This is a genomic window from Kitasatospora sp. NPDC090308, from assembly GCF_044769485.1.
Classification (GTDB): Bacteria; Actinomycetota; Actinomycetes; order Streptomycetales; family Streptomycetaceae; genus Kitasatospora; species Kitasatospora fiedleri.
In genome coordinates this window covers 509,736-530,307 of record NZ_JBIVXY010000002.1, presented here as the reverse complement: position 1 = coordinate 530,307, position 20,572 = coordinate 509,736, and the positions used below count along the sequence as shown (strand labels likewise).

12 protein-coding genes are annotated in these 20,572 nt (G+C 75.4%); 2 read left to right on the top strand and 10 right to left on the bottom strand.

Going from position 1 to position 20,572, the window contains the following annotated elements; translation table 11 throughout:
• Positions 1–105: 105 nt before the first annotated feature.
• From nudC to ACIQVD_RS06355, 5 genes are all read right to left on the bottom strand, one after another.
• Positions 106–1,047: an NAD(+) diphosphatase gene (gene nudC / locus ACIQVD_RS06375; RefSeq protein WP_400681986.1), complete on the bottom strand. Its 942-nt coding sequence runs from the start codon at positions 1,045–1,047 to the stop codon at positions 106–108.
• Positions 1,048–1,099: 52 nt separating this feature from the next.
• Positions 1,100–2,497, bottom strand: coding sequence for a dipeptidase (locus tag ACIQVD_RS06370; RefSeq protein ID WP_402286388.1), 1,398 nt, complete (start codon positions 2,495–2,497; stop codon positions 1,100–1,102).
• 163 nt (positions 2,498–2,660) lie between these two features.
• A complete protein-coding gene (locus ACIQVD_RS06365) occupies positions 2,661–5,489 on the bottom strand; it encodes an FtsX-like permease family protein (protein ID WP_400681991.1) in 2,829 nt (942 codons plus the stop codon).
• Positions 5,486–6,250 carry an ABC transporter ATP-binding protein gene (locus ACIQVD_RS06360; protein ID WP_402286386.1) on the bottom strand — a complete coding sequence of 255 codons (765 nt, stop codon included), beginning with the start codon at positions 6,248–6,250 and terminating at the stop codon, positions 5,486–5,488. Before ACIQVD_RS06360 ends, ACIQVD_RS06365 begins: the two co-directional genes overlap by 4 nt.
• A gap of 16 nt (positions 6,251–6,266) precedes the next feature.
• On the bottom strand, positions 6,267–6,878 hold the full coding sequence (locus ACIQVD_RS06355) for a PadR family transcriptional regulator (RefSeq protein ID WP_100836451.1): 612 nt from the start codon (positions 6,876–6,878) through the stop codon (positions 6,267–6,269).
• A gap of 77 nt (positions 6,879–6,955) precedes the next feature.
• On the opposite strand from ACIQVD_RS06355, the gene ACIQVD_RS06350 reads away from it, so the two are divergent.
• Positions 6,956–7,864 carry an endonuclease/exonuclease/phosphatase family protein gene (locus ACIQVD_RS06350; RefSeq protein ID WP_402286384.1) on the top strand — a complete coding sequence of 303 codons (909 nt, stop codon included), beginning with the start codon at positions 6,956–6,958 and terminating at the stop codon, positions 7,862–7,864.
• Positions 7,865–7,878: 14 nt separating this feature from the next.
• On the opposite strand, the gene ACIQVD_RS06345 is transcribed toward ACIQVD_RS06350, so the two are convergent.
• The 4 genes from ACIQVD_RS06345 to ACIQVD_RS06330 all read right to left on the bottom strand — a co-directional run bounded on the left by ACIQVD_RS06345 (position 7,879) and on the right by ACIQVD_RS06330 (position 16,195).
• A complete protein-coding gene (locus ACIQVD_RS06345) occupies positions 7,879–9,081 on the bottom strand; it encodes a PP2C family protein-serine/threonine phosphatase (protein ID WP_100836452.1) in 1,203 nt (400 codons plus the stop codon).
• 198 nt (positions 9,082–9,279) lie between these two features.
• A complete protein-coding gene (locus tag ACIQVD_RS06340; protein WP_402286381.1) occupies positions 9,280–12,468 on the bottom strand; it encodes an ATP-dependent DNA helicase in 3,189 nt (1,062 codons plus the stop codon).
• On the bottom strand, positions 12,455–15,742 hold the full coding sequence (locus ACIQVD_RS06335) for an ATP-dependent helicase (protein WP_402286379.1): 3,288 nt from the start codon (positions 15,740–15,742) through the stop codon (positions 12,455–12,457). The genes ACIQVD_RS06340 and ACIQVD_RS06335 overlap by 14 nt, the downstream gene beginning before the upstream one ends.
• 123 nt (positions 15,743–15,865) lie before the next feature.
• A complete protein-coding gene (locus ACIQVD_RS06330) occupies positions 15,866–16,195 on the bottom strand; it encodes an MGMT family protein (RefSeq protein ID WP_402286377.1) in 330 nt (109 codons plus the stop codon).
• 142 nt (positions 16,196–16,337) lie between these two features.
• Between ACIQVD_RS06330 and ACIQVD_RS06325 the strand changes: the two genes are divergently transcribed.
• Positions 16,338–19,115 carry a lysylphosphatidylglycerol synthase domain-containing protein gene (locus ACIQVD_RS06325; protein WP_402286376.1) on the top strand — a complete coding sequence of 926 codons (2,778 nt, stop codon included), beginning with the start codon at positions 16,338–16,340 and terminating at the stop codon, positions 19,113–19,115.
• Between the two features lie 129 nt (positions 19,116–19,244).
• Here ACIQVD_RS06325 and moeZ read toward each other — a convergent pair whose 3' ends face one another.
• Positions 19,245–20,423 (bottom strand): adenylyltransferase/sulfurtransferase MoeZ, encoded by a 1,179-nt coding sequence (gene moeZ, locus ACIQVD_RS06320; protein WP_400682007.1) that lies wholly within the window; start codon positions 20,421–20,423, stop codon positions 19,245–19,247.
• Between the last annotated feature and the right edge of the window lie 149 nt (positions 20,424–20,572).

Here is a 20,572-nt window from a genome sequence, read left to right as displayed (position 1 = left end):
TTCCGGCCGACCGGTCGCGGCCCCCCGGTGGACGCACGACGGGGGCGTACGGATCTCTCCGTACGCCCCCGTCGTGCGGGAACCACCGGCACCGGGCGCCGGGCGTCACCAGCGGGCGGCCGCCGGCAGCGGTTCGCCGTACCAGAGTTCGACCAGGTACCGGGCGATCGAGATGCCGGACGGCGGCAGGATCTCCCCGGCGGCCATCCCGGCCCGCAGTTCCTCCCGGGTGAACCAGCGGGCCTCGGACAGCTCCTCGCCGTCCACGGTGATCCCGGTGCCCCCGGGCAGCGCCCGGCCGAGGAAGCCGAGCATCAGGCTGGACGGGAACGGCCAGGGCTGGCTGGCCACGTACTCGACCTCGCCGACCCGGACCCCGGCCTCCTCCAGCACCTCGCGGACCACCGCCTGCTCGATCGACTCGCCGGGCTCGACGAACCCGGCCAGCGTGGACCAGCGGCCCTCCGGCCAGAGCGCCTGGCGGCCCAGCAGGCAGCGGTCCTCGGGGTCGGTGATCAGCATGATCACCGCCGGGTCGGTGCGCGGGTAGTGCTCGGCCGCGCAGGAGGTGCAGCGGCGCAGGTGGCCGGCCCCGGCCTTCTCGGTGCGGTGGCCGCAGCGGGAGCAGAAGGAGTGCAGCCGGTGCCAGTGCTCCAGGGCGACGGCGTGCACCAGCAGCCCGGAGTCCCGGTCGGAGAGGGCGCTGCCGACCTCGCGCAGGCCGGCCGGGCGGGCGTCGCCGTCGAGCCGGCCGGGCAGCGACTCGCAGTCCAGCGCGAAGTAGTGGGTGCCGTCCTCGTCGGTGCCCAGGAAGTACCGGTCGCCGGTCACCGGGGCCTCGAAGGAGGGCAGCAGCACCAGTTCGGTGCGGTCCGCGGTGTCGACCACGAACGCCTCGCCGCCGGCGATCGGCAGCACCCGGGTGCTGGGGTGGCTCCAGGCCGCGGCCAGCCACGGCTCGTCCAGCCGGCGGTGCGCCGCCCGGTCCACCCCGGCCCGGGCCAGCGCGAGGTGCTTGGTGTCGGGTGCGCTGCTCAACTCGTCCATCCCCGTTCGCTTCGCTTCAGTACGGCAGGTGCGGCAGGTGCGGGGCGCGTTGTCACGGTCGGAAGTTCTCCGCGAGGTCGCCCCACAGGTGGGCGGAGGTCTCGACGCCCTTGCGCAGCAGGTCGAGCTCCACCTTCTCGTTGATCGAGTGCCAGCCGTCCGAGGGGACCGAGATGCCGAGGAAGAGCACCGGCGCTCCCAGCACGTCCTGGAGGTCGGCGGCCGGGCCGGAGCCCCCCTCGCGGGTGAACAGGATCTTCTGCTCGAAGGCCCGCTCCATCGCCCGGACGGTGGACCGGAGCGCCGGGTGGTCCAGCGGCGTCAGGCAGGGGCGGGTCGCGCCGGGGAAGACGATCTCGTACCGGATTCCCGCCGGGACCCGCTCGGAAACCCAGGCCGCGACGGACTCCCGGACCTTCTCCACCTCCTGCCCGGCGACCAGCCGGAAGGAGAGCTTCAGGTGCGCCTCGGCCGGGACGATGGTCTTGCCGCCGGGGCCGGTGTAGCCGCCCCAGATGCCGTTGACCTCGGCGGTCGGCCGGGCCCAGACCCGCTCCAGGGTGGTGTAGCCGGCCTCGCCCAGGGTGCCGTGCGACTTGGCGACCTCCAGCCACCGCTGCTCGTCGAAGGGCAGTTCGGCGAAGAGCGCCCGCTCCTGGTCGGTGAGTTCGACGACGCCGTCGTAGAAGCCGGGCACCGCGACCCTGCGGTCGGCGTCGTGCAGGCCGGCGGCGAGTTCGGCGGCCACCGCGGCCGGGTTGGGGACGGCGCCGCCGAAGGAGCCGGAGTGGATGTCGCTGTCCGGGCCGTACAGGTCGATCTGGCAGTCGGCCAGGCCGCGCATGCCGGTGCAGACGGTCGGGGTGGTCTCGGACCACATCCCGGTGTCGGAGATGATCACCACGTCGGCGGCCAGCCGCCCGGCCTCGCGGCGCACCAGGGCGGCGAAGTTCGGCGAGCCGGACTCCTCCTCGCCCTCGACCAGCAGCTTGAGGTTGACCGCGGGCGCGGTGCGGCCGGTGGCGGCCAGGTGGGCGCGCACGCCCAGGGTGTGGAAGAAGACCTGGCCCTTGTCGTCGGCGGCGCCGCGCGCGTACAGCCGGCGGCCGACCACGGTGGGCTCGAACGGGTCGGTGTCCCAGCCGTCCTCGCGGGCGGCGGGCTGGACGTCGTGGTGGCCGTAGACCAGCACGGTCGGCGCGCCCTCCTCGCCGGAGGGCCACTCGGCGAACACCGCCGGCAGCCCGTCCGTCTCCCACACCTCGGCGACCGGGAAACCGGTCGCCCGCAGCTTCTCGGCCAGCCACTCGGCGGAGCGGCGGACCTCGCCCGCCCGGTCCGGGTCGGCGGAGACCGAGGGGATGCGCAGCCAGTCGGCGAGGTCGGCCAGGAAGGCGTCCTCGTGCCGGTCGATGTAGGAGCGGACGGCGCTGTCCGGGGTTTTCGTCATACGGACGACTTTAGTTCGCCCGGACGGGTGCGTGCCCACGGCCTCCCCCGGCCGTGAGCACGGTCACCCGCCCCGGTCCCCGCACCGCGGCCCCCGCCGCGGTCCGCCCGGCCCCACCGCGGCCCCCGCCGCGGTCCCCGGGGCCGGTCCCCCCGCGCCCGGCTCACCCGGCCCGGCGGGTCAGCCCGATCCGGGAGCGGGTGAGCACCGCGGCCAGCAGCACCGCGACCAGCGGCAGGCCGATCAGCAGCCCGGCCAGGTTCGCCCACGGGACCGCGATGACCGGGTCCTCGTGGCCGGCCGGCACTCCGTTGACCCAGACCGTCGAGTTGCGGGCCTCCAGCAGCCGCAGGGCCAGGGCCGGGACGGCGCCGCAGACCAGGCCGAGCACCGCCCCCATCGCGGCGATCACCCCGCACTGGAAGCCGGACAGCCGCCGCCGGATGCCGCCGGACGCGCCGACCGCGGCCAGCGTGGCCAGGTCCTGCTGGGAGTCGGCGGCGGCCAGGCCGGTGGCGATGCCGGCCGCGCCGAGGGCGACCAGGCCGGCGAAGCCGGTCAGGCCGAGGGTCAGGACGTCGGTCTCGGGCTTGAAGCCCTGCTCGACGGTCAGGTAGGCGTTGCCGTCGAGCTTGGAGAGGTCGGCGGTGGCCTTCTGGACGCTCTTGTCGGACAGCGTCCCGGCGGGCTTCCACAGCGAGCCGGCCCCGCGCACGCCCAGTCCGGCCTTCTGCGCGGCCTGCGGGCTCAGCACCGTCACCGCGAACGGGAGGGACGCGTGCACCTCCACCGCGTCGACGGCGACGTCCCGCTGCTTGCCCTGGTAGTCCCCGGCGTCGGTCTGCGCCTGGGTGGGCTGCTCCTCGGCGCGCAGGTACAGCTTGCCGTCGGTGACGAAGCCGGGCCGGAAGACCAGGGCCCTGCCCGCGGCCAGCGCCTGTTCGGCGGCCGGGTCGTGCACGTCGAGCAGGTTGTGCAGCAGGGCGGCGTCGCCGACCAGGGTGTCGCCGAAGAAGCTGGTCGGGTACTCGGGCTGACTGCGGTCGGCCACGCACCGGGGGTCGTCCTGGTACGCGCGGGCCTTGTCCGCGTCCTGGACGTCGTCGGCCGGGCAGCGCTTGTCCGGCGGCTTCACGGCCCGGACGTAGCCGCACTCGTAGCCGGTCGTGCAGTCGCCGGGCAGCGCGGTCATCTCCTGCACGTCGGCGCGCCGGCCGAGCCCGTCCAGGTGGGTCTCCACCGACTGGAGCAGCATCGGGAAGCGGGCGGGGTCGTCGGCCGGTCCGGAGGGCTGGTAGAGCGCGACCGCGCCGGACGGCAGGGTGGGCCGGTAGTCCTGGCGCTGCTTCTCGACGTCGCTGGCGTGGTAGATGCCGACCGCGACGGCGCCGGCCACGGCGGCCATCACGGCGGCCACGGCGGGCGCGGTGCGGCCGCGGTGGCGGACCGAGTCGCGCAGCGCGAGCCGGGGGCTGAGCGGCAGGTGGCGGCCGAGCCGCCCGAACAGGCCGATCAGCACCGGGGTGCACAGCAGCATGCCGAGTTCGGCGATCACCGAGCCGCCGAGCAGGCCGGCCACGACGGCGGTGTTGCCGATCGCGCAGAGCAGGGCCAGCGCGGTGCCGCCGGCCACCATCACCGCGCCGATCACGGCGACGGTCCGGTTGGCGGGCTTGCTGTCGCCGCGGCCGGTGAGGGCGGCGATGACGTCCTGCCGGGACGCCTGGACGGCGGGGACCACGGCCGCGAGCAGGCCGGTGACCAGGCCGATCAGGGCGACGCCGAGCAGGTCGAGGGGCTGCACGTCGAGGTGGCCGAAGCGCTGGCCGCCCAGGTGTTCGAGCTGTCCGCGGAGCAGGCCGACCAGGCCCACGCCGCCGAGCAGGCCGAGCACGGCGCCGCCGCTGCCCAGCACCGCGCCGCCGGCCAGCACCACCGCCCGGACGTGCGAGCGGTCGCCGCCGCCGGCCGCGAGCAGGCCGAGCTGGCGGCGCGAGCGGCGGGCGCCGACCGCGAACGCCGGTCCGGCCAGCAGCACGATCTCCAGCAGCGCCATGCCGGGCACCATGGCGGCGATCGCCAGCGCGCTCTTGCTGACGGCCGAGGAGGAGGACCGCTCGGCCGCGTAGTAGGGCACCTCGGAGCGGGCCGGCGGGTCCAGCAGGACGGCCCGGGAGACCACCGTGAAGCCGTGCTCGTTGAGTTCCCGCACCTTGGACCAGTCCACCCGGGCCCCGGCGGGCAGCTTGACCAGCCAGCTGCTGCCGTTGCGCACCCGGCCGCTGTCGCCGGCCGTCGGGTCGGCCTGCGCGATCGGGGCGAACACCGCGCCGGGGCGGCCGTACAGCATGTTCCGGTCCAGGTAGCCCGGGTCCTCGACGACGGCGGTGATGGTGTACGGCGTGGAGTCCAGGCCGTGGATCGCGGTGCGGTCGCCGACCCGCAGGTCGGAGCGGTCCAGGAAGCCCCGGGTGGCGGCGATCTGGTCGGGCCGGGTGGGGGCGGCGCCGGCCACCACGTTCAGCTTGCCCCGCCACACCGGGTCGGTCAGGTCGGCCTCGTCGAGGGTGACCTGCATCCGCCCTTCCCTGGTGGTGGTCGTGGTGCCGGTGTCGTTGCCGGTCGGCACCAGCACCGCGCCGGGCAGCAGTTCGGTGAGCAGCCGCGCCGGGTCGGTGTCGGCGCTGCGCTTCTGCGCGGCGGTCTGCGGCCGGTCCTTGTCGGGCACCTGGCTGACGGTGTTCTCGCCCGAGGGGTCCTGGAGGATGCTGCCGCCGCGCTGCGACATGGTGACGTACGCCTGGGCGGTGCCCATCTGCCGGGCGGCCTTCTCGGCCGGTTCGAGCTGGGCGCTGCGGGCGATCACGTCCACGCCGGCCACGCCGAGCACCGGCAGCGCGATCATCGCCAGCACCAGGGCGCTGCGGCCCTTGGCGCGGGCGGCGTCGCGGCGGGCGATCCGCAGGGCGGCGCGCCAGGCGGTCAGCTTCACCGCTGTCCGTCCTTCCGGGCGTTGGTGGCGGCGGTGACCAGCAGGCTGCCGGCGTCCTGCCGGGCGGTCTCGTCGACCAGCAGGCCGTCGCGCAGGAACACCACCCGGTCCGCCCAGGCGGCGTGCCGGGCCTCGTGGGTGACCATCATGGCGGCGGCGCCGGCGTCGCAGCGGGCGCGCAGCACGGCGAGCACGGACTCGCCGGTGGTGGAGTCCAGGGCGCCGGTGGGCTCGTCGGCGAGCACCAGGCGGCGGTCGCCGATCAGGGCGCGGGCGATGGCGACGCGCTGCTGCTGGCCGCCGGACATGTCGTCGGGGAAGCGGTCGGCGAGTTCGGCGATGCCGAGTTCCTCGAGCGCGGTGAGCGCCTCCCGGCGGGCGGCGCGGGCGGAGACCCCGTCCAGTTCCCGGGGCAGCGCGATGTTCTCGGCGGCGGTGAGCGCGGGGATCAGGTTGTAGTCCTGGAACACGTAGCCCACCGAGCGGCGGCGGACGGCGGCCAGCTTCTTGCGGTCCAGGTCGCCCAGGACGGTGCCCTCGACGACCACCCGGCCGCCGGTGGGGCTGTCCAGGCCGCCGGCCAGGGTCAGCAGGGTGGACTTGCCGGAGCCGGAGGGGCCCATCACGGCGACCAGTTCGCCGGGGTAGACCCGCAGGTCGACGGCGCGCAGCGCGTGCACCTGGGCCGCGCCCTGGCCGTGCGTCCGGCTGACCTGGTCGAGGTGCAGCACGGGCTCGGCCGGCTTGAGTTGTTCGGTCATCACTCCCCCAGGAGGTTCAGATGCGGCCGCGGTCGCGGCTCTTGGCGGCGCGCCGGGCGGGCGGCGCGGCGGCGGGTTCGGACGGGGCGGCGGCGCGTTCGGCGTGCTGGGCGAGCCGGGACTCGCAGTGGTCCAGCCAGCGGATCTCCGCCTCGGTCTGGAAGATCAGCTGCTCCAGCACCAGCAGCCAGGCCAGGTCCTTGCCGGAGCCGTCGTCCGCGGCCAGCGCCCGGCCCTTGAGCCGGGTGTAGTCCTGGAGCGCCTGCATGCTGTGCCGGCGCTGGCCGTGCACGACCGCGGCCACGTCCACGCCGGGGATGGTCACCGCCATCGCCAGCTTGATCGCCAGTTCGTCGCGCGGCGGGTTGGTGCGCGGCACCGGGGTGTCGAACCACCGGCGCAGCTCCGCGCGTCCCTCGTCGGTGACGGAGTAGAACTGGTGGCCCTCGTCGTCCTCGCCGGCGGCCTCCACCAGCCCGTCGCGCTCCAGGCGGCCCAGCGTGGTGTACACCTGGCCGACGTTGAGCGGCCAGGTCGCCCCGGTGCGGGCCTCGAACTCGGATCTCAGCTGGTAGCCGTAGCGCGGGCCCTGGTCGAGCAGGGCGAGCAGGCCGTGACGGATCGACATACCGAGTATGTATACCCGGTATGCCCGCCACCCTCAAGCCGCCGGGCCGTTCACCCGGGCCCGGTACGGTCGACGGCGTGACCACACTGCGGATCGCCACGTACAACCTGCTGCACGGCCAACCGCTCGCCCCCGACGGCAGCCCGGCGCCCCGGCCCGCCGATCCGGGCGGCCCGCTGGCCGAGGCCGTCGCCTCGCTCGACGCCGACGTGCTCGCCCTCCAGGAGGTCGACCGCCACCAGGAGCGCTCCGGCCTGGTCGACCAGGCGGCCGTCGCCGCGAAGGCGATGGGCGCCGCGGACTGGCGCTTCGCCGCCGCGCTGCACGGCGTCCCCGCCCCCTTCGCGGGCTGGGTGCCCGACCCGGAGCGGCCCGGCCTGGCCGTCTACGGGCCGGCCGACCTGGCCGACACCGCCCGGCCCTCGTACGGCACCGCACTGCTCACCCGGCTGCCGGTGCTGCACTGGCGGGCCCGCCGGTTCGCGCCCGCGCCCTTCGGCCTGCCGCTGCGGGTGGCCGGGCGGCGCGGGCTGACGCCCGTCCCGGACGAGCCGCGGGCGGCGCTGGCGGCGGTGCTGGCCGGGCCGGGCGGGGAGTTCACCGTGGTGGCGGCGCACCTGTCGTTCGTGCCGGGGTGGAACGTCGGGCAGCTCGCCGCGATCCGGCGCTGGATCGCCGACCTGCCGCAGCCCTACCTGGTGCTCGGCGACTTCAACCTGATCGGCGCGGTGCCGCGCACCGTGCTCGGCTCGGCGCACGCGATCCAGCGCACGGCGCGGCGCGAGCGCGTCCGCACCGCGCGGCGCACCCGGCTGCAGGGCTGGTACGACCTGGCCCGCACGCCGACCTACCCCGCGCACCGGCCGACCGTCCAGTTCGACCACATCCTGGGCATCGGCGTCCCGCGCAACACCGTCGGCTCGGTCTCGGCGCCCCGCACCGGGGTCTCCGACCACCGGCCGCTGGTGGTCGAGGTCGAGGTCTGATCAGCGCCCGGGGGTCAGGCGTCGGCCCCGGTGCCCACCGCGGCCCCCGGGTCCCGGGGGGCCGCCTGGGCGGGCAGCGCGACGGGGTCGAACTGGAGCAGCAGCATCGCCGCGTCGTCGCCGAGCTTGTGGCCGACGTGCCGGACCACGTCGTCGTGCAGGCGCTGCAGGACGTCGCCGGGGCCGTCGTCGGCGAGCAGCGGGAGCCGGTCGGTGAGCGGGTAGAAGGCGCCGCCGTGGTCCCGGGCCTCGATGACGCCGTCGGTGTAGAGCAGCAGGCGGTCGCCGGACCGGAGCTCGACCAGTTGCAGCGGGGGGCAGACGTCCTCGGGGTCGAGCACGCCCAGCGGGGGGACGGTCTCGTCGGCGGCCAGCAGGTGCGGCGGCTCCTCGCCGCGGAGCAGGACCGGCGGCGGGTGGCCGCAGTTGGCGATCTCCAGGACGCCGTCGGGGCGGACGCCGACCAGCACCAGGGTGACGAACTCCTCCTCGACGCCGGGGTGGTCGTTCTCGTGCAGGGCCCGGTCCAGGCTGACGGCCAGCCAGCCGGCCACCCGCTCCAGCGCGGGCTCCTGGTGGGCGGCCTCGCGGAACGCGCCGAGCACGGCGGCGGCGGTCTCGACGGCGGCCAGCCCCTTGCCGCGCACGTCGCCCATCACGGCGCGCACGCCGTGCCGGGTGTTGACCACCTCGTACAGGTCGCCGCCGATCGAGGCGTGCGCCGCGGCGGCGGCGTAGCGGACGGCGGCGCGGACCGGCCCGACCCGGTCGGGGACCGGGCGCAGCAGCACCCGGCGGGCGATCTCGGCGACCAACTGGGCCTCGGCGAGGGCGAGTTCCTGCCGCAGCCGGAGGGTGGCGCTGAGGTGGCCGATGCCGGCGATGACGACGATCGCGGCGACGGTGGCGGTGTGCACGGACTGGCCGAGGATGCCGTGGTACCAGGCCGTGCCGAAGGCGCACGCCTCGGCCAGGGCGCCGGTCAGCAGCGGGTACCACGTCCGGCGGGAGACGACGGCGGCGAGGGCGGGGACGGCGGTCAGGGCGGGCTCGACGCTGACCCGGCTGGCGGTCAGCAGGTCGAGGGAGAGGATCAGCAGCATGCCGATCAGCGGCAGGGCGTGCGAGGTCTTGGGCCAGGTCCCGGTGACGGTGCCCGGTACCGGGCCTGGGGTGGGGCCGTGGAGGACGTCCCTGATCCATCCGGTCGCGCTCAACGTCGGTCTCTCCAGCGGAAGGTGCGGGTGCTGCTCGGCACCTGCGGGTCTGACGGGAGGTCAGGGGGTCGGGAGCCCTGACGGCGGCCGGAGTACGAGGGATGACCGGTTACCGACCCCACAATAGGCACGAAACGTGCAGGGCGCACAGGTTTCGCGTGATCTCGTGACGGGTTGGATGCTCTGAGTGACTCTTTTCTACCTATTCCCGATCAGAAGATCGCTCAACTCCTTTCGGCCGGGAAGTCCTGACGGGGTTTCGATCCGGCCGGAGCGGACGTAGCAGAACGACGCGGTGACCTGCTCCACCGGAACGCCCGCCTGCTCGGCCCAGGCCAGCCGGTAGACGGCGAGCTGCAGCGGGTCGCCGGAGTCCTCCCGGCCGGTCTTCCAGTCGACCACCTCGTAGTGCGGTGACCCTGCGCCACCGCCCGCGTCCCGGTAGACCGCGTCGATCCGGCCGCGCACCACCCGCCCCGCGAGCACCAGCTGGAAGGGCGCCTCGACCCGGTACGGGGTGCGGCCGGCGTAGGGGCCGCGCAGGAACGCCTCCTTGAGCCGCTCCAGGTCGCGCTCGTCCTCGATCTCCTCGGCCTCCAGGCCGGGCAGCGCGTCGGGGCCGAGCAGCAGCGGCTGGTCGTAGCGGGACTGCACCCAGGCGTGGAAGCGGGTGCCGCGGCGGGCGGCGGGCGCGGGCGGGCGGGGCATCGGGCGGGCCAGGTCGCGGGCGAAGCCGTCCGGGTCGGCGGCCAGCCGCATCAGCTGGGTGGCGGACAGCGAGGCGGGCAGCCCGACGTCCCGGACGGTGCGCCGGGAGCGCTCCAACTCGCCGAGCAGGGCGGTCAGGTCGCGGTCCCAGGAGGCCAGCAGCCGCTGGTCCTCGGCGCCCATCGGCTCCGGCCCGGGGGCGGGCGCGCCGGCCAGCCGCTGCCGCACCACCCGGGCGACCCGTCGGCGGGCGCGCTGGGCGGTCGGGTCGAGCGGCAGCGGCCAGGGGGTCTCCACCGACACGTCGAACGCGGGGTTCTCCGCGTCCTCCGCCGGCTCCGCGGCCCAGTGCTCGACCTCGCCGTTGCCGGGCCGCTCGCAGTGCGCGCGCAGCGCGGTCAGGAACTCCGACGGCCCGCGGCGGCGCTTCTGGGTCGGCCCCCACCAGTGCCCGGAGGCCAGCAGCAGCGAGCGCGGCCGGGTGAACGCGACGTAGCCGAGCCGCAGTTCCTCGACCGCGCCGTGCCGGGTCGTCTCCTGCTTGAACCGGCCCATCCCCTTGGCGTCCCAGGCCGGGTCGGCGGGCAGCGTGGCGGCGTCGCCGCGCAGGGCGTGCGGCAGCACCCGGCGGGTGGAGGTCCAGCGCTCGCGCCCCTGGCCGGACGGGAAGCCCCCCTTGACCAGGCCGGGGACGGCGACCACGTCCCACTCCAGGCCCTTGGACTTGTGCGCGGTGAGCACCTTGACGGTGTCCTCGCCGCCGGGCAGCCCGGCGTCCAGGCCGCGCTCGTACTCCTGGGCGGCGCGCAGGAAGCCCAGGAAGGCGGCCAGGCCGGGGTCGCCGTCCAGGTCGGCGAAGGAGGCGGCGATGTCCAGGAAGGAGTGCAGCGTCTCGCGGCGGCGGGCGGCCAGCGCCAGCGGGGAGGCGGAGAGCTCGACCTCCAGGCCGGTGACGGTGAGCACCCGGTGCAGGACGTCCATCAGCGGTTCGGCCAGCGCCCGGCGCAGTTCGCGGATCTCCCGGGCGAAGCGGGCGAAGCGGACCCGCGCCTCGGGCGAGAACGGCAGGTCGTCGGGCTGCTCGGCGTCGACGAAGGTCTCCAGCGCGTCGGCCAGCGAGACCACCTCGGTCGGGTCGGTCCCGGCCACGGCGGCGGCCAGCGGGTCCTGCTCGCCGGGGCGGGCGGTGCGGACGAGCTCGGCGGCCCGGCGGCCGAGCAGGGCCAGGTCGCGCGGGCCGGTGCGCCAGCGCGGGCCGATCAGCAGGCGGACCAGGGCGGCGTTGGCGGTCGGGTCCTGGAGCACCTCGCAGACCGCCACCAGGTCCGCCACCTCCGGGAGTTGCAGCAGCCCGCCGAGGCCGACCACCTCGACCGGGACCTGCCGGGCGACCAGCGCGGCGTGCAGGTCGGGGAAGGAGCCGCCGGCCCGGCAGAGCACCGCGATCCGGCCGGGCGCGGTGCCGGTGCGCACCAGGTGGGCGATCGAGTCGGCCAGCCAGTCCACCTCCTCGGCGTGGGTGGGCAGCAGCGCGACGCGGGCGTAGCCGTCGAGCTCGGCGCCGGGGGCCGGGCGCAGCGCCGCCACGCCCTCGTGCATCTCGCGCAGCGGGGCGGCGAGTTCGTTGGCGAAGTCGAGCAGCCGGCCGCCGCTGCGGCGGTTCTCGCTGAGCGAGAAGCGGTGCGCCGGGCCGCCGTCGGCGCGCGGGAAGTGCCGCGGGAAGTCGTCCAGGTTGGCGACCGAGGCACCGCGCCAGCCGTAGATCGCCTGGCAGGGGTCGCCGACCGCGGTGACGGGGTGCCCGGCCCCGGCGGAGCCGCCGAACAGGCCCGCCAGCATGAGGCGTTGGGCGACGGAGGTGTCCTGGTACTCGTCCAGCAGCACCACCCGGTACTGCTCGCGCAGCAGCCGGCCGACCTCGGGGCGCTGCTGGGCCAGCCGGGCGGAGGCGGCGATCTGGTCGCCGAAGTCGAGCAGGCCGAGCCTCTGCTTGCGGGCCCGGTAGTCCTCGACCAGCTGCAGCAGTTCCTGCCGGCCGCGGGCGGCCTTCGGGACGGCCCGCAGGTCCTCGTTGGAGAGCTTGACGGTGGCCAGCCGGTCGAGCAGCTCCTGGTCGTACGCGCGCAGCCGCGCGGGCTCGACCAGGTGCTCGGCGAGTTCGGAGTCCAGCGCGATGATCTCGGCGACCAGCGCGCTGAAGGTGCCGGTGAGCCCCGGGAACGGGCCGCGGGCCTGGCGCAGGACCCGGGCGGCGAGCTGGAAGCGGGTGGCGTCGGCGAGCAGCCGGACGTCGGGTTCGATGCCCAGGCGCAGGCCGTGCTCCTTGAGCAGGGTGCCGGCGAAGGCGTGGTAGGTGGAGACCTGCGGTTCGCCGAGGGCGTCCTCGTCCGCCGCGCGGACCCCGGCCCGCAGCAGGGCGGCGCGGACGCGTTCGGCGAGTTCGCCGGCCGCCTTGTTGGTGAAGGTCAGGCCGAGCACCTGCTCGGGGCGGACCGCGCCGGAGCCGACCAGCCAGACCACCCGGGCGGCCATCACGGTGGTCTTGCCGGAGCCCGCGCCGGCCACGATCACGCCGGGCTCCATGGGCGCACCGAGGGCCGCCACCTGCTCGTCGTTGAACGGGATGCCGAGCAGGTCGCGGAGCTGGGCCGGGTGCCGGAGCGGCTCAGTCGACGACATGCCGCCCGTCCCGCTGCGCGGAGCAGCTGCCGCGGAAGGAGCAGCGCCCGCAGCGCTCGCCCGCGGTGGGGGTGAACCTCTCGGCGAGCACCTTCCCGGCGGTGGTGACCAGCAGGTCCTCGATCCAGGGGGTGCTCTCCTCGGGCAGCTGCCGCTGCACCTTGGGGGCCTCCGGGTCGCCCTTGGCGGGCTCGCGCAGGTGCACCAGCTCGGCCCCGCCGGGGGTGGCGCCGTGCTCGAAGCCGGGCAGCGAGTCGAGCGCGCCGTTGCCCACCGCCAGCTGGTAGACGGCGAGTTGGCGGTGCTCGGGCAGCGACTTGTCGGTCGGGACCTGCTTGCCGGTCTTGAAGTCGACGACGTAGGCGCGGCCCGCGGCGTCGGTCTCCACCCGGTCCATCGAGCCGCGGACGCGCACCGCGACGCCGCCGACGTCCAGCGTCAGGTCGAAGCCGTGCTCGGTGGCGACGGTGGTGCGCCCGCGCTCCAGCACGTGCCAGCGCAGGAAGCGCTCCAGGGCGGCCCGGGCCTCGCCCTTCTCCTGGGCGGACTTCCACGGCGCGTCGAAGGCCAGCGCGTCCCAGACGGTGTCCAGGCGCTCCATCAGGACGGCCAGGTCGGCGGGGGTGCGGCCGGAGCCGACCTCGTCGGCGAGGGCGTGCACCACGTTGCCGAAGCCCTGGGCGGCGGAGGCGGTGGTGCCCGCCTTGACGTCCTTCTCCAGGAACCACTGGAGCGAGCAGGACTCCAGCTGCTCCAGGCCGCTGCCGGAGAGTCCGACGGGCTGCCCGGGCTCGCGCAGCGGCTGCGGGGCGGCGGTGGGGTCGTCCAGGCCCCACCACTGGTCGGGGTGGGCGGCGGGGACGAGCGGGCGGCCCTCCTCGTCCAGGGCGGCGGCCAGGGTGGCGAGCCGTTCGGCGGCGGCCCGGCGCAGCTGCGGGGAGCGGGCCGGGTCGACGGTGACGGCGCGCAGCTCGGCGACCAGCGCGGGCACCGACAGCGGGCGGCGCGGCCGGGAGGTGACGTCGGCGACCCTGACCGGCGGGGTGCGCTCCAGCACCTTGCCGGTGCGCGGGTCGAGCGTCTCGCGGTAGAGCTCGCGCAGGAACCGGGAGGGCTCGTCGCCGTCCTCGGCCGGGGCCTTGACGGCGGTGACCACCAGCCGGTCCTTGGCCCGGGTCGCGGCGACGTAGAACAGCCGGCGCTCCTCGGCGAGCAGCGCGCCCGCCGACAGCGGCTCGGCCAGGCCGTCGCGGCCGATCCGGTCGGCCTCCAGCAGCGAGCCGCGGCGGCGCAGGTCGGGCCAGAGGCCCTCCTGGACGCCGGCGACGACGACCAGCCGCCACTCCAGGCCCTTGGAGCGGTGCGCGGTCATCAGCCGGACGGCGTCGGGGCGCACCGCGCGCACGTGCAGGGTGTCGGCGGCGATGTCCTGGGCCTCGACCTCGGCGAGCAGGTCGAGCGCGCCGCGGTGGCCGGTGACCCGCTCCTCGGCGCGGGCCGCGGTCTCGAACAGGGCGCACAGCGCGTCCAGGTCCCGGTCGGCGTTGCGCCCGGCGGGGCCGCCGCGCAGGGCGGCCCGCTCCAGCCGCTCGCGCCAGCGCCGGGAGCCGTCCCACAGCTCCCACAGCGCGTCCTCGGCGCTCGCGCCGCCGGCCAGCAGCTCCCGGACCTTGCGCAGCAGCGTGCCCAGCTCGTACGCGCGGCGGGCGTGGGGGGCGGCCAGCAGGGCGAGCAGTTCGGGCTGCTCCAGGGCCTCGCGGATCAGCTCCTCGGCGGGGCGGACCACCCCGGGGGTGCCCTCGGCGGCCAGCGCCCGGCGCTCCTCCTCGCGCAGGGTGCGGCCGAGGCGGCGCAGGTCGGAGCCGTCCAGGGCGGCGAGCGGGCCGGTGAGCAGGGTGTGCGCGAGGTCCGCGGTGAGCGCGCCGGGGCCCTCGGCGCACACCCGCAGGGCGAGCAGCAGCGGGACGACGGCGCTCTCCTCGCGCAGCGGCAGGTCGTCGCCGTCGATCTCCAGCGGGACGCCGGCGGCGGTCAGCGCGCGGCGCACCGCCGGTATGGTCCGGGACCCGGCCCGGACCAGCACGGCCATCTCGCCCCAGGGCACGCCGTCCTCCAGGTGGGCGCGGCGCAGCAGGTCGGCGACCGAGTCGAGCTCGGCGCCGGGCGTCGGGTAGGTGTACACCTCGACGGCACCGCCCTCGCGCCCGTGGCCGGCCGCGGAGGGCAGCAGGGCGCGGTGCGCGGCGAGCTTGTCGGCGGGCAGCCGGCCCATCGGCATCCGGCGGGCCAGCTCCCGGGAGGCGGCCAGCAGCACCGGCCGGGAGCGCCGGGAGACCCGCAGCACCTTGACCTCGGCGGGGCTGCCGTCGGCGCGCGGGAAGGCGTGCGGGAACTCCAGGATGCCGTTCACGTCGGCGCCGCGGAAGGCGTAGATCGACTGGTCGGGGTCGCCGACCGCGACCAGGTCCCGGCCGCCGCCGGCCAGCCGCTGCAGCAGCCGGACCTGGGCCGGGTCGGTGTCCTGGTACTCGTCGACGAACACCGCGTCGTAGCGCCCGCGCAGCCCGGCGGCGACGTCCGGGCGCTCGGCGAGCAGCACGGCGCGGTGCACCAGCTCGGCGTAGTCCAGCACGCCGCGCAGGTCCAGCACGTCCAGGTACTCGGCCAGGAAGTGCGCGGCGGCGGCCCAGTCGGGGCGCTGCACGCCCCGGGCGAAGCGCTCCAGCTCCGCCTCGCCCAGGCCCAGCTCGCGGCTGCGGGCGAGCACGGCGCGCACCTCGTCGGCGAAGCCGCGGGTGGTCAGGCAGGCCCGCAGGTCGAGCGGCCAGTCGATGGTGCCGGCGCCCGCCCTCGCGTCCTCGGCGCCGCCGGCCAGCAGCTCGCGGACCATCACGTCCTGCTCGGGGCCGGAGAGCAGCCGCAGCGGCTCGGCGTACTCCTCGGGCGCCTGGTGGGCGCGGAGCAGGGCGTAGCAGAACGAGTGGAAGGTGGTGGCCTGCGGGGCGGTGGCGCCGATCCGGGCGGTCATCCGGTCGCGCAGCTCCATCGCGGCCCGGCGGCTGAAGGTCAGCACCAGGACGCGTTCGGGCGCGGTGCCGTCGGCGACCCGCCGGGTGACCGCCTCGACCAGCGTGGTGGTCTTGCCGGTGCCGGGCCCGGCGAGCACCAGCAGCGGCCCCGACGCGTGCTCGACCACCGCCTGCTGGAAGGAGTCCAGCTGGGGCGGGTCGGGCTGGGCGAGGGGGCTGCGCACCAGGCGGAACGGTGAGGTCACTGCGGTCCAGGGTCGTACGGCGGTTCAGGCGGTTCGGGCGGTTCGGCGGCGGGCCGGGAGGCGGGCTCGCCCGACGAGCCTACGATCCTGCACCCACAGACCCCTCCGGCGCACCTCTCCCGGTCAGGCCCCTCCGTCCCAGCGGGCGGCCCGCAGGTCGACCCGCGGCTCGCCGCCGACGGTGCGCAGCGGGGTGCCCTCGGACCGGTACTCGGGCAGCGCCCGGTGCTCGTGGCCGGGCAGCGGCCGCCCGTCCGCCCGGATCACCCGCCACCAGGGCACCGGCGCCCCGTACAGCGCCATCACCCGGCCGACCTGCCGGGGACCGCCGCGGCCCAGGTACTCGGCGACGTCCCCGTACGTCATCACCCGGCCGGGCGGGATGCGCTCGGCGAGGTCGAGCACGGCCTCGGCGTACGGCGGGATCTCGGGGACGTCCTCGGGCTCGGTCATCCGACGCATTCTTCCCCATCCGGTCGATTTCCAGCACCCCGTGCGGGCGACCCGGCGCGCGGGATGCCGCCCCTGGACCGCGCCCGGGTGGCGGGCATGGCAGCATCTTCGGGGCAGTGCGACACACCAGGACGAAGACCAGATGACCGGGACGGCGGAATTGAACGTGGACGAGGGCTCCGAGCAGCCCGCCACCGACGGTTCCGCCGCGCGGGGCCCCGCCGCCCCACCGGTCGACCTGCGCCACCGGGCACGGGACGCGCACCACACGGGGGAGGAAGCGGTGGCCGCACAGCTGCCGCCGGACGGCGGGCCGGACCGGCCGCCGGACGGGCCGGACGAGCCCTACGGACCGGACGGGCCGCCGGACGAGCCCTACGGCCCCGGCGGGGCGGACGGCCCCTACGGCCCGGGCGAGGACCAGCCCGCCGAGGAACCGGCCGGCGAGTACCTGGCCGTCGACGAGCCGCTGCTCGCCCCGCGCGCGCACCGGCCGTCCGACCTGCTGCGCTTCCTGGCCGGGCTGTTCGGCATCATCGCGGTGTTCGTGCTGGCGCAGGTGGCGGTCTCCACCACCACCGGCATCGAGAACGACATCACGGTCAACGCCAACCGCATCCCCGGCGTGCTGTCCAAGATCTCCGCGCTGGTGTCCTCGGTCGCGGTGCTGACCGTGCCGCTGGCCTTCGCCGTCGAGCGGCTGATCAAACGCGACGGCCTGCGGGTCGCCGACGGCGTGCTCGCCTCGGTGCTGGCGTACGGCGTCTCGCTGGGCGTCGACTGGTGGGTGGCCGCCAGCGCGCCCGAGGAGATCCGCAACGCGCTGACCCAGAGCTCCCCCGGCAGCGACACGCTCACCGACCCGGTGCACGGCTACCTGGCGCCGGTGATCGCCTACATGACGGCGGTCGGCATGTCGAGCCGCCCGCGCTGGCGGGTCGCCCTGTGGGTGGTGGTGATCCTCTCCGGCGCCGCCGAGCTGATCAACGGCAACACCACCCCGCTCTCCCTGGTGCTGACCGTCCTGATCGGCTGGTCGGTGGCGTACGGCACGCTGTACGCGATCGGCTCGCCGAACATCCGCCCCACCGGGCAGCACCTGATGATCGGCCTGCGCAAGGTCGGCTTCGTCCCGTCCGCCGCGCACCTGGCCCCGCCCGCGCCCGGCGGCACCCGCCGCTACCTGGTCACCCAGCAGACCGGCCCGCTGCTGGACGTGCACATCATCGACCGCGAGCAGCAGGCGTCCGGCTTCTTCTACCGCGCCTGGCGGCGGCTGCGGCTGCGCTCCGTCGCGGTCCGCCGCAGCCCCCAGTCACTGCGCCAGGCGCTGGAGCAGGAGGCCCTGATCGCGTACGCGGCGGCCGCCTCCGGGGCCCGCGCCCCGCAGCTGGTCGCCACCTCCGAGCTGGGCCCGGACGCCGCGATCCTGGTCTACGAGAACGTGGCCGGGCGGACGCTGGACGACCTGGCCGACGCGGAGGTCACCGACGCGGTGATGGCCTCGTTCTGGAAGTCCGTGGCCACCCTGCACGAGCGCCGGATCGCGCACCGCCGGCTCACCGGCGAGTCGCTGCTGGTGGTCGACGAGCAGACCGGCTGCCTGGTCAACCTCTCCGGCGGCGACATCGCGGCCGGCGACCTGACCCTGCGCATCGACGTCGCCCAGCTGATCACCACCTTCGCCCTGCGGATCGGCCCGGAGCGCGCGGTGGCCGTCGCCACCGCCGTCCTCGGCCCGACCCGGATCGCCGAGGCGCTGCCGCTGCTGCAGCCCGTCGGCCTGAGCCGGCAGACCCGCGGCGACCTCCAGCGGATGACCAAGGAGCGCAAGGCCGCCGCCCAGGCGCTGGCCCTCCGGCAGGTCGCCGCCGGGGAGCGCACCCAGCAGCAGGCCGAGGAGGACATCGCCCAGGCCGGCGAGGACCTGCTGGCCCGGATCCGGGCGCAGATCCTGCAGATCGCCCCGGAGGCCCCGCTGGAGCCCGCCAAGCTGGAGCGCCTCAAGCCCAAGACACTGATCATGGTGGTGGCGCTCACCTTCGCCGCCTACCTGGCCCTGACCACCATCCGGCCGGACCAGTTCAAGGTCTCCCAGATGAACTGGGCCTGGGCCTCGGTCGCGCTGGCCGCCTCGGCGTTCTCGTACGTGGCCGCCGCGATGAGCCTGACCGGCTTCGTCCCGGAGAAGCTCCCGTTCTGGCGCACCGTCGCCGCCCAGCTGGCCGGCTCCTTCGTGAAGCTGGTCGCCCCGGCGGCGGTCGGCGGCATCGCCCTGAACACCCGCTACCTGCAGAAGGCCGGCATCCGCCCGGTCCAGGCCGTCGCCTCGGTCGGCGCCTCCCAGCTGGCCGGCCTCGGCGGCCACCTGCTGCTGCTGTTCGCCTTCGGCCTGATCACCGGCTCCCAGACCAACGGCGACCTCGGCGCCTCCCGGGCCGTCATCATCGGCGTCCTCACCGCGGCCGTGCTGGCCCTGGTGGTGGCCGCGGTCGGCCCGCTGCGCCGCTTCGTGGTGACCCGGGTCCGCTCCCTGCTGTTCGGCGTGATCCCGCGGATGCTCGACCTGATGCAGACCCCCCGCAAGCTGATCACCGGCTTCGGCGGCATCCTCCTGCTGACGCTCTCCTTCACCGCCTGCCTGGACGCCTCCGTGCACGCGTTCGGCGGCGGCGCCAACGTCACCTACGCGGCCGTGGCCGTGGTCTTCCTCACCGCGAACGCGGCCGGCTCCGCGATCCCCACCCCGGGCGGCATCGGCCCGGTCGAGATCGCCCTGATCACCGCCCTGACCGTGGCCGGCGTCCCCGCCACCGCGGCCACCCCGGCGGTCTTCCTCTACCGGCTGCTCACCTTCTGGCTCCCGGTCATCCCGGGCTGGGTCGCCTACAACGTCCTGCACCGCAGGAACGCCCTCTAGGGCCCGGCCCCATGTGCGGGGCCCGGAGGGCACCTGGTTCGCGGGGCCCGGAGGGGCCCTGGACGCACGGAACCGCCCGGCCGGGGGACGCATCCCCGACCGGGCGGTTGCGCGGAGGGCACGGGCCCGTCAGTAGACGGGCTTCTCCGGCTCGATCTGGTTGACCCAGCCGATCACGCCGCCGCCCAGGTGCACCGCGTCCGCGAAGCCCGCGGACTTGAGGACCGCGAGGACCTCGGCGGAACGCACGCCGGTCTTGCAGTGCAGCACGATGCGCCTGTCCTGCGGCAGGTCCTGGAGGGCGTTGCCCATCAGGAACTCGTTCTTCGGGATCAGGCGGGCGCCCGGGATGCTGACGATCTCGTACTCGTTGACCTCGCGGACGTCGATGATGTCGATCGGCTCGCCGTTGTCGATCCACTCCTTGAGCTGCTTGGAGGTGATCGTCGAGCCGACCGCCGCCGCGCTGGCCTCCTCCGAGACCACGCCGCAGAACGACTCGTAGTCGATCAGCTCGGTGACCGTCGGGTTCTCGCCGCAGACGGCGCAGTTCGGGTCCTTGCGGACCTTCACCGAGCGGTACTGCATCTCCAGGGCGTCGTAGATCATCAGCCGGCCGACCAGCGGCTCGCCGATCCCGGCCAGCAGCTTGATGGCCTCGTTGACCTGGATCGAGCCGATCGAGGCGCACAGCACGCCCAGCACGCCGCCCTCGGCGCAGGACGGGACCATGCCCGGCGGCGGGGCCTCCGGGTAGAGGCAGCGGTAGCAGGGGCCGTGCTCGGCCCAGAACACGCTGGCCTGGCCGTCGAAGCGGTAGATCGAACCCCAGACGTACGGCTTGCCGAGCAGCACCGCGGCGTCGTTCACCAGGTACCGGGTGGCGAAGTTGTCCGTGCCGTCGACGATCAGGTCGTAGCCGGAGAAGATCTCCATCACGTTGTCGTTGTCCAGGCGCTCCTCGTGCAGGACCACCTCGACCAGCGGGTTGATCTCCTTGACCGAGTCGCGCGCGGACTCGGCCTTGGACCGGCCGATGTCGGACTGGCCGTGGATGATCTGGCGCTGCAGGTTCGACTCGTCGACCGTGTCGAACTCGACGATGCCGAGGGTGCCGACACCGGCCGCGGCCATGTACATCAGGGCCGGGGACCCGAGGCCGCCGGCGCCGACGCACAGCACCTTGGCGTTCTTCAGCCGCTTCTGCCCGTCCATGCCCACGTCGGGGATGATCAGGTGGCGGGAGTACCGGCGGACCTCTTCGACGGTGAGCTCGGCGGCGGGCTCGACCAGGGGTGGCAGCGACACGGGGACTCCGATGGTCGTCAGGTTCTGTTCGACTACGCCAACAGTGTCACGTGCCCGGGGTATTCCAAGACAGCGGGTCCAGTGGGTGAGATGCGCCGCACCGGATGCCGAGACCTCGGCTCCCCGGGCCAACCCCCTGGTCAGGCCCG

Coding starts and splice junctions, on each gene's coding strand:
- nudC (WP_400681986.1), bottom strand. CDS start 1,047: ATGGACGAGTTGAGCAGCGCACCCGACACCAAGCACCTCGCGCTGGCC.
- ACIQVD_RS06370 (WP_402286388.1), bottom strand. CDS start 2,497: ATGACGAAAACCCCGGACAGCGCCGTCCGCTCCTACATCGACCGGCAC.
- ACIQVD_RS06360 (WP_402286386.1), bottom strand. CDS start 6,250: ATGACCGAACAACTCAAGCCGGCCGAGCCCGTGCTGCACCTCGACCAG.
- ACIQVD_RS06355 (WP_100836451.1), bottom strand. CDS start 6,878: ATGTCGATCCGTCACGGCCTGCTCGCCCTGCTCGACCAGGGCCCGCGC.
- ACIQVD_RS06340 (WP_402286381.1), bottom strand. CDS start 12,468: ATGTCGTCGACTGAGCCGCTCCGGCACCCGGCCCAGCTCCGCGACCTG.
- ACIQVD_RS06330 (WP_402286377.1), bottom strand. CDS start 16,195: ATGACCGAGCCCGAGGACGTCCCCGAGATCCCGCCGTACGCCGAGGCC.
- ACIQVD_RS06325 (WP_402286376.1), top strand. CDS start 16,338: ATGACCGGGACGGCGGAATTGAACGTGGACGAGGGCTCCGAGCAGCCC.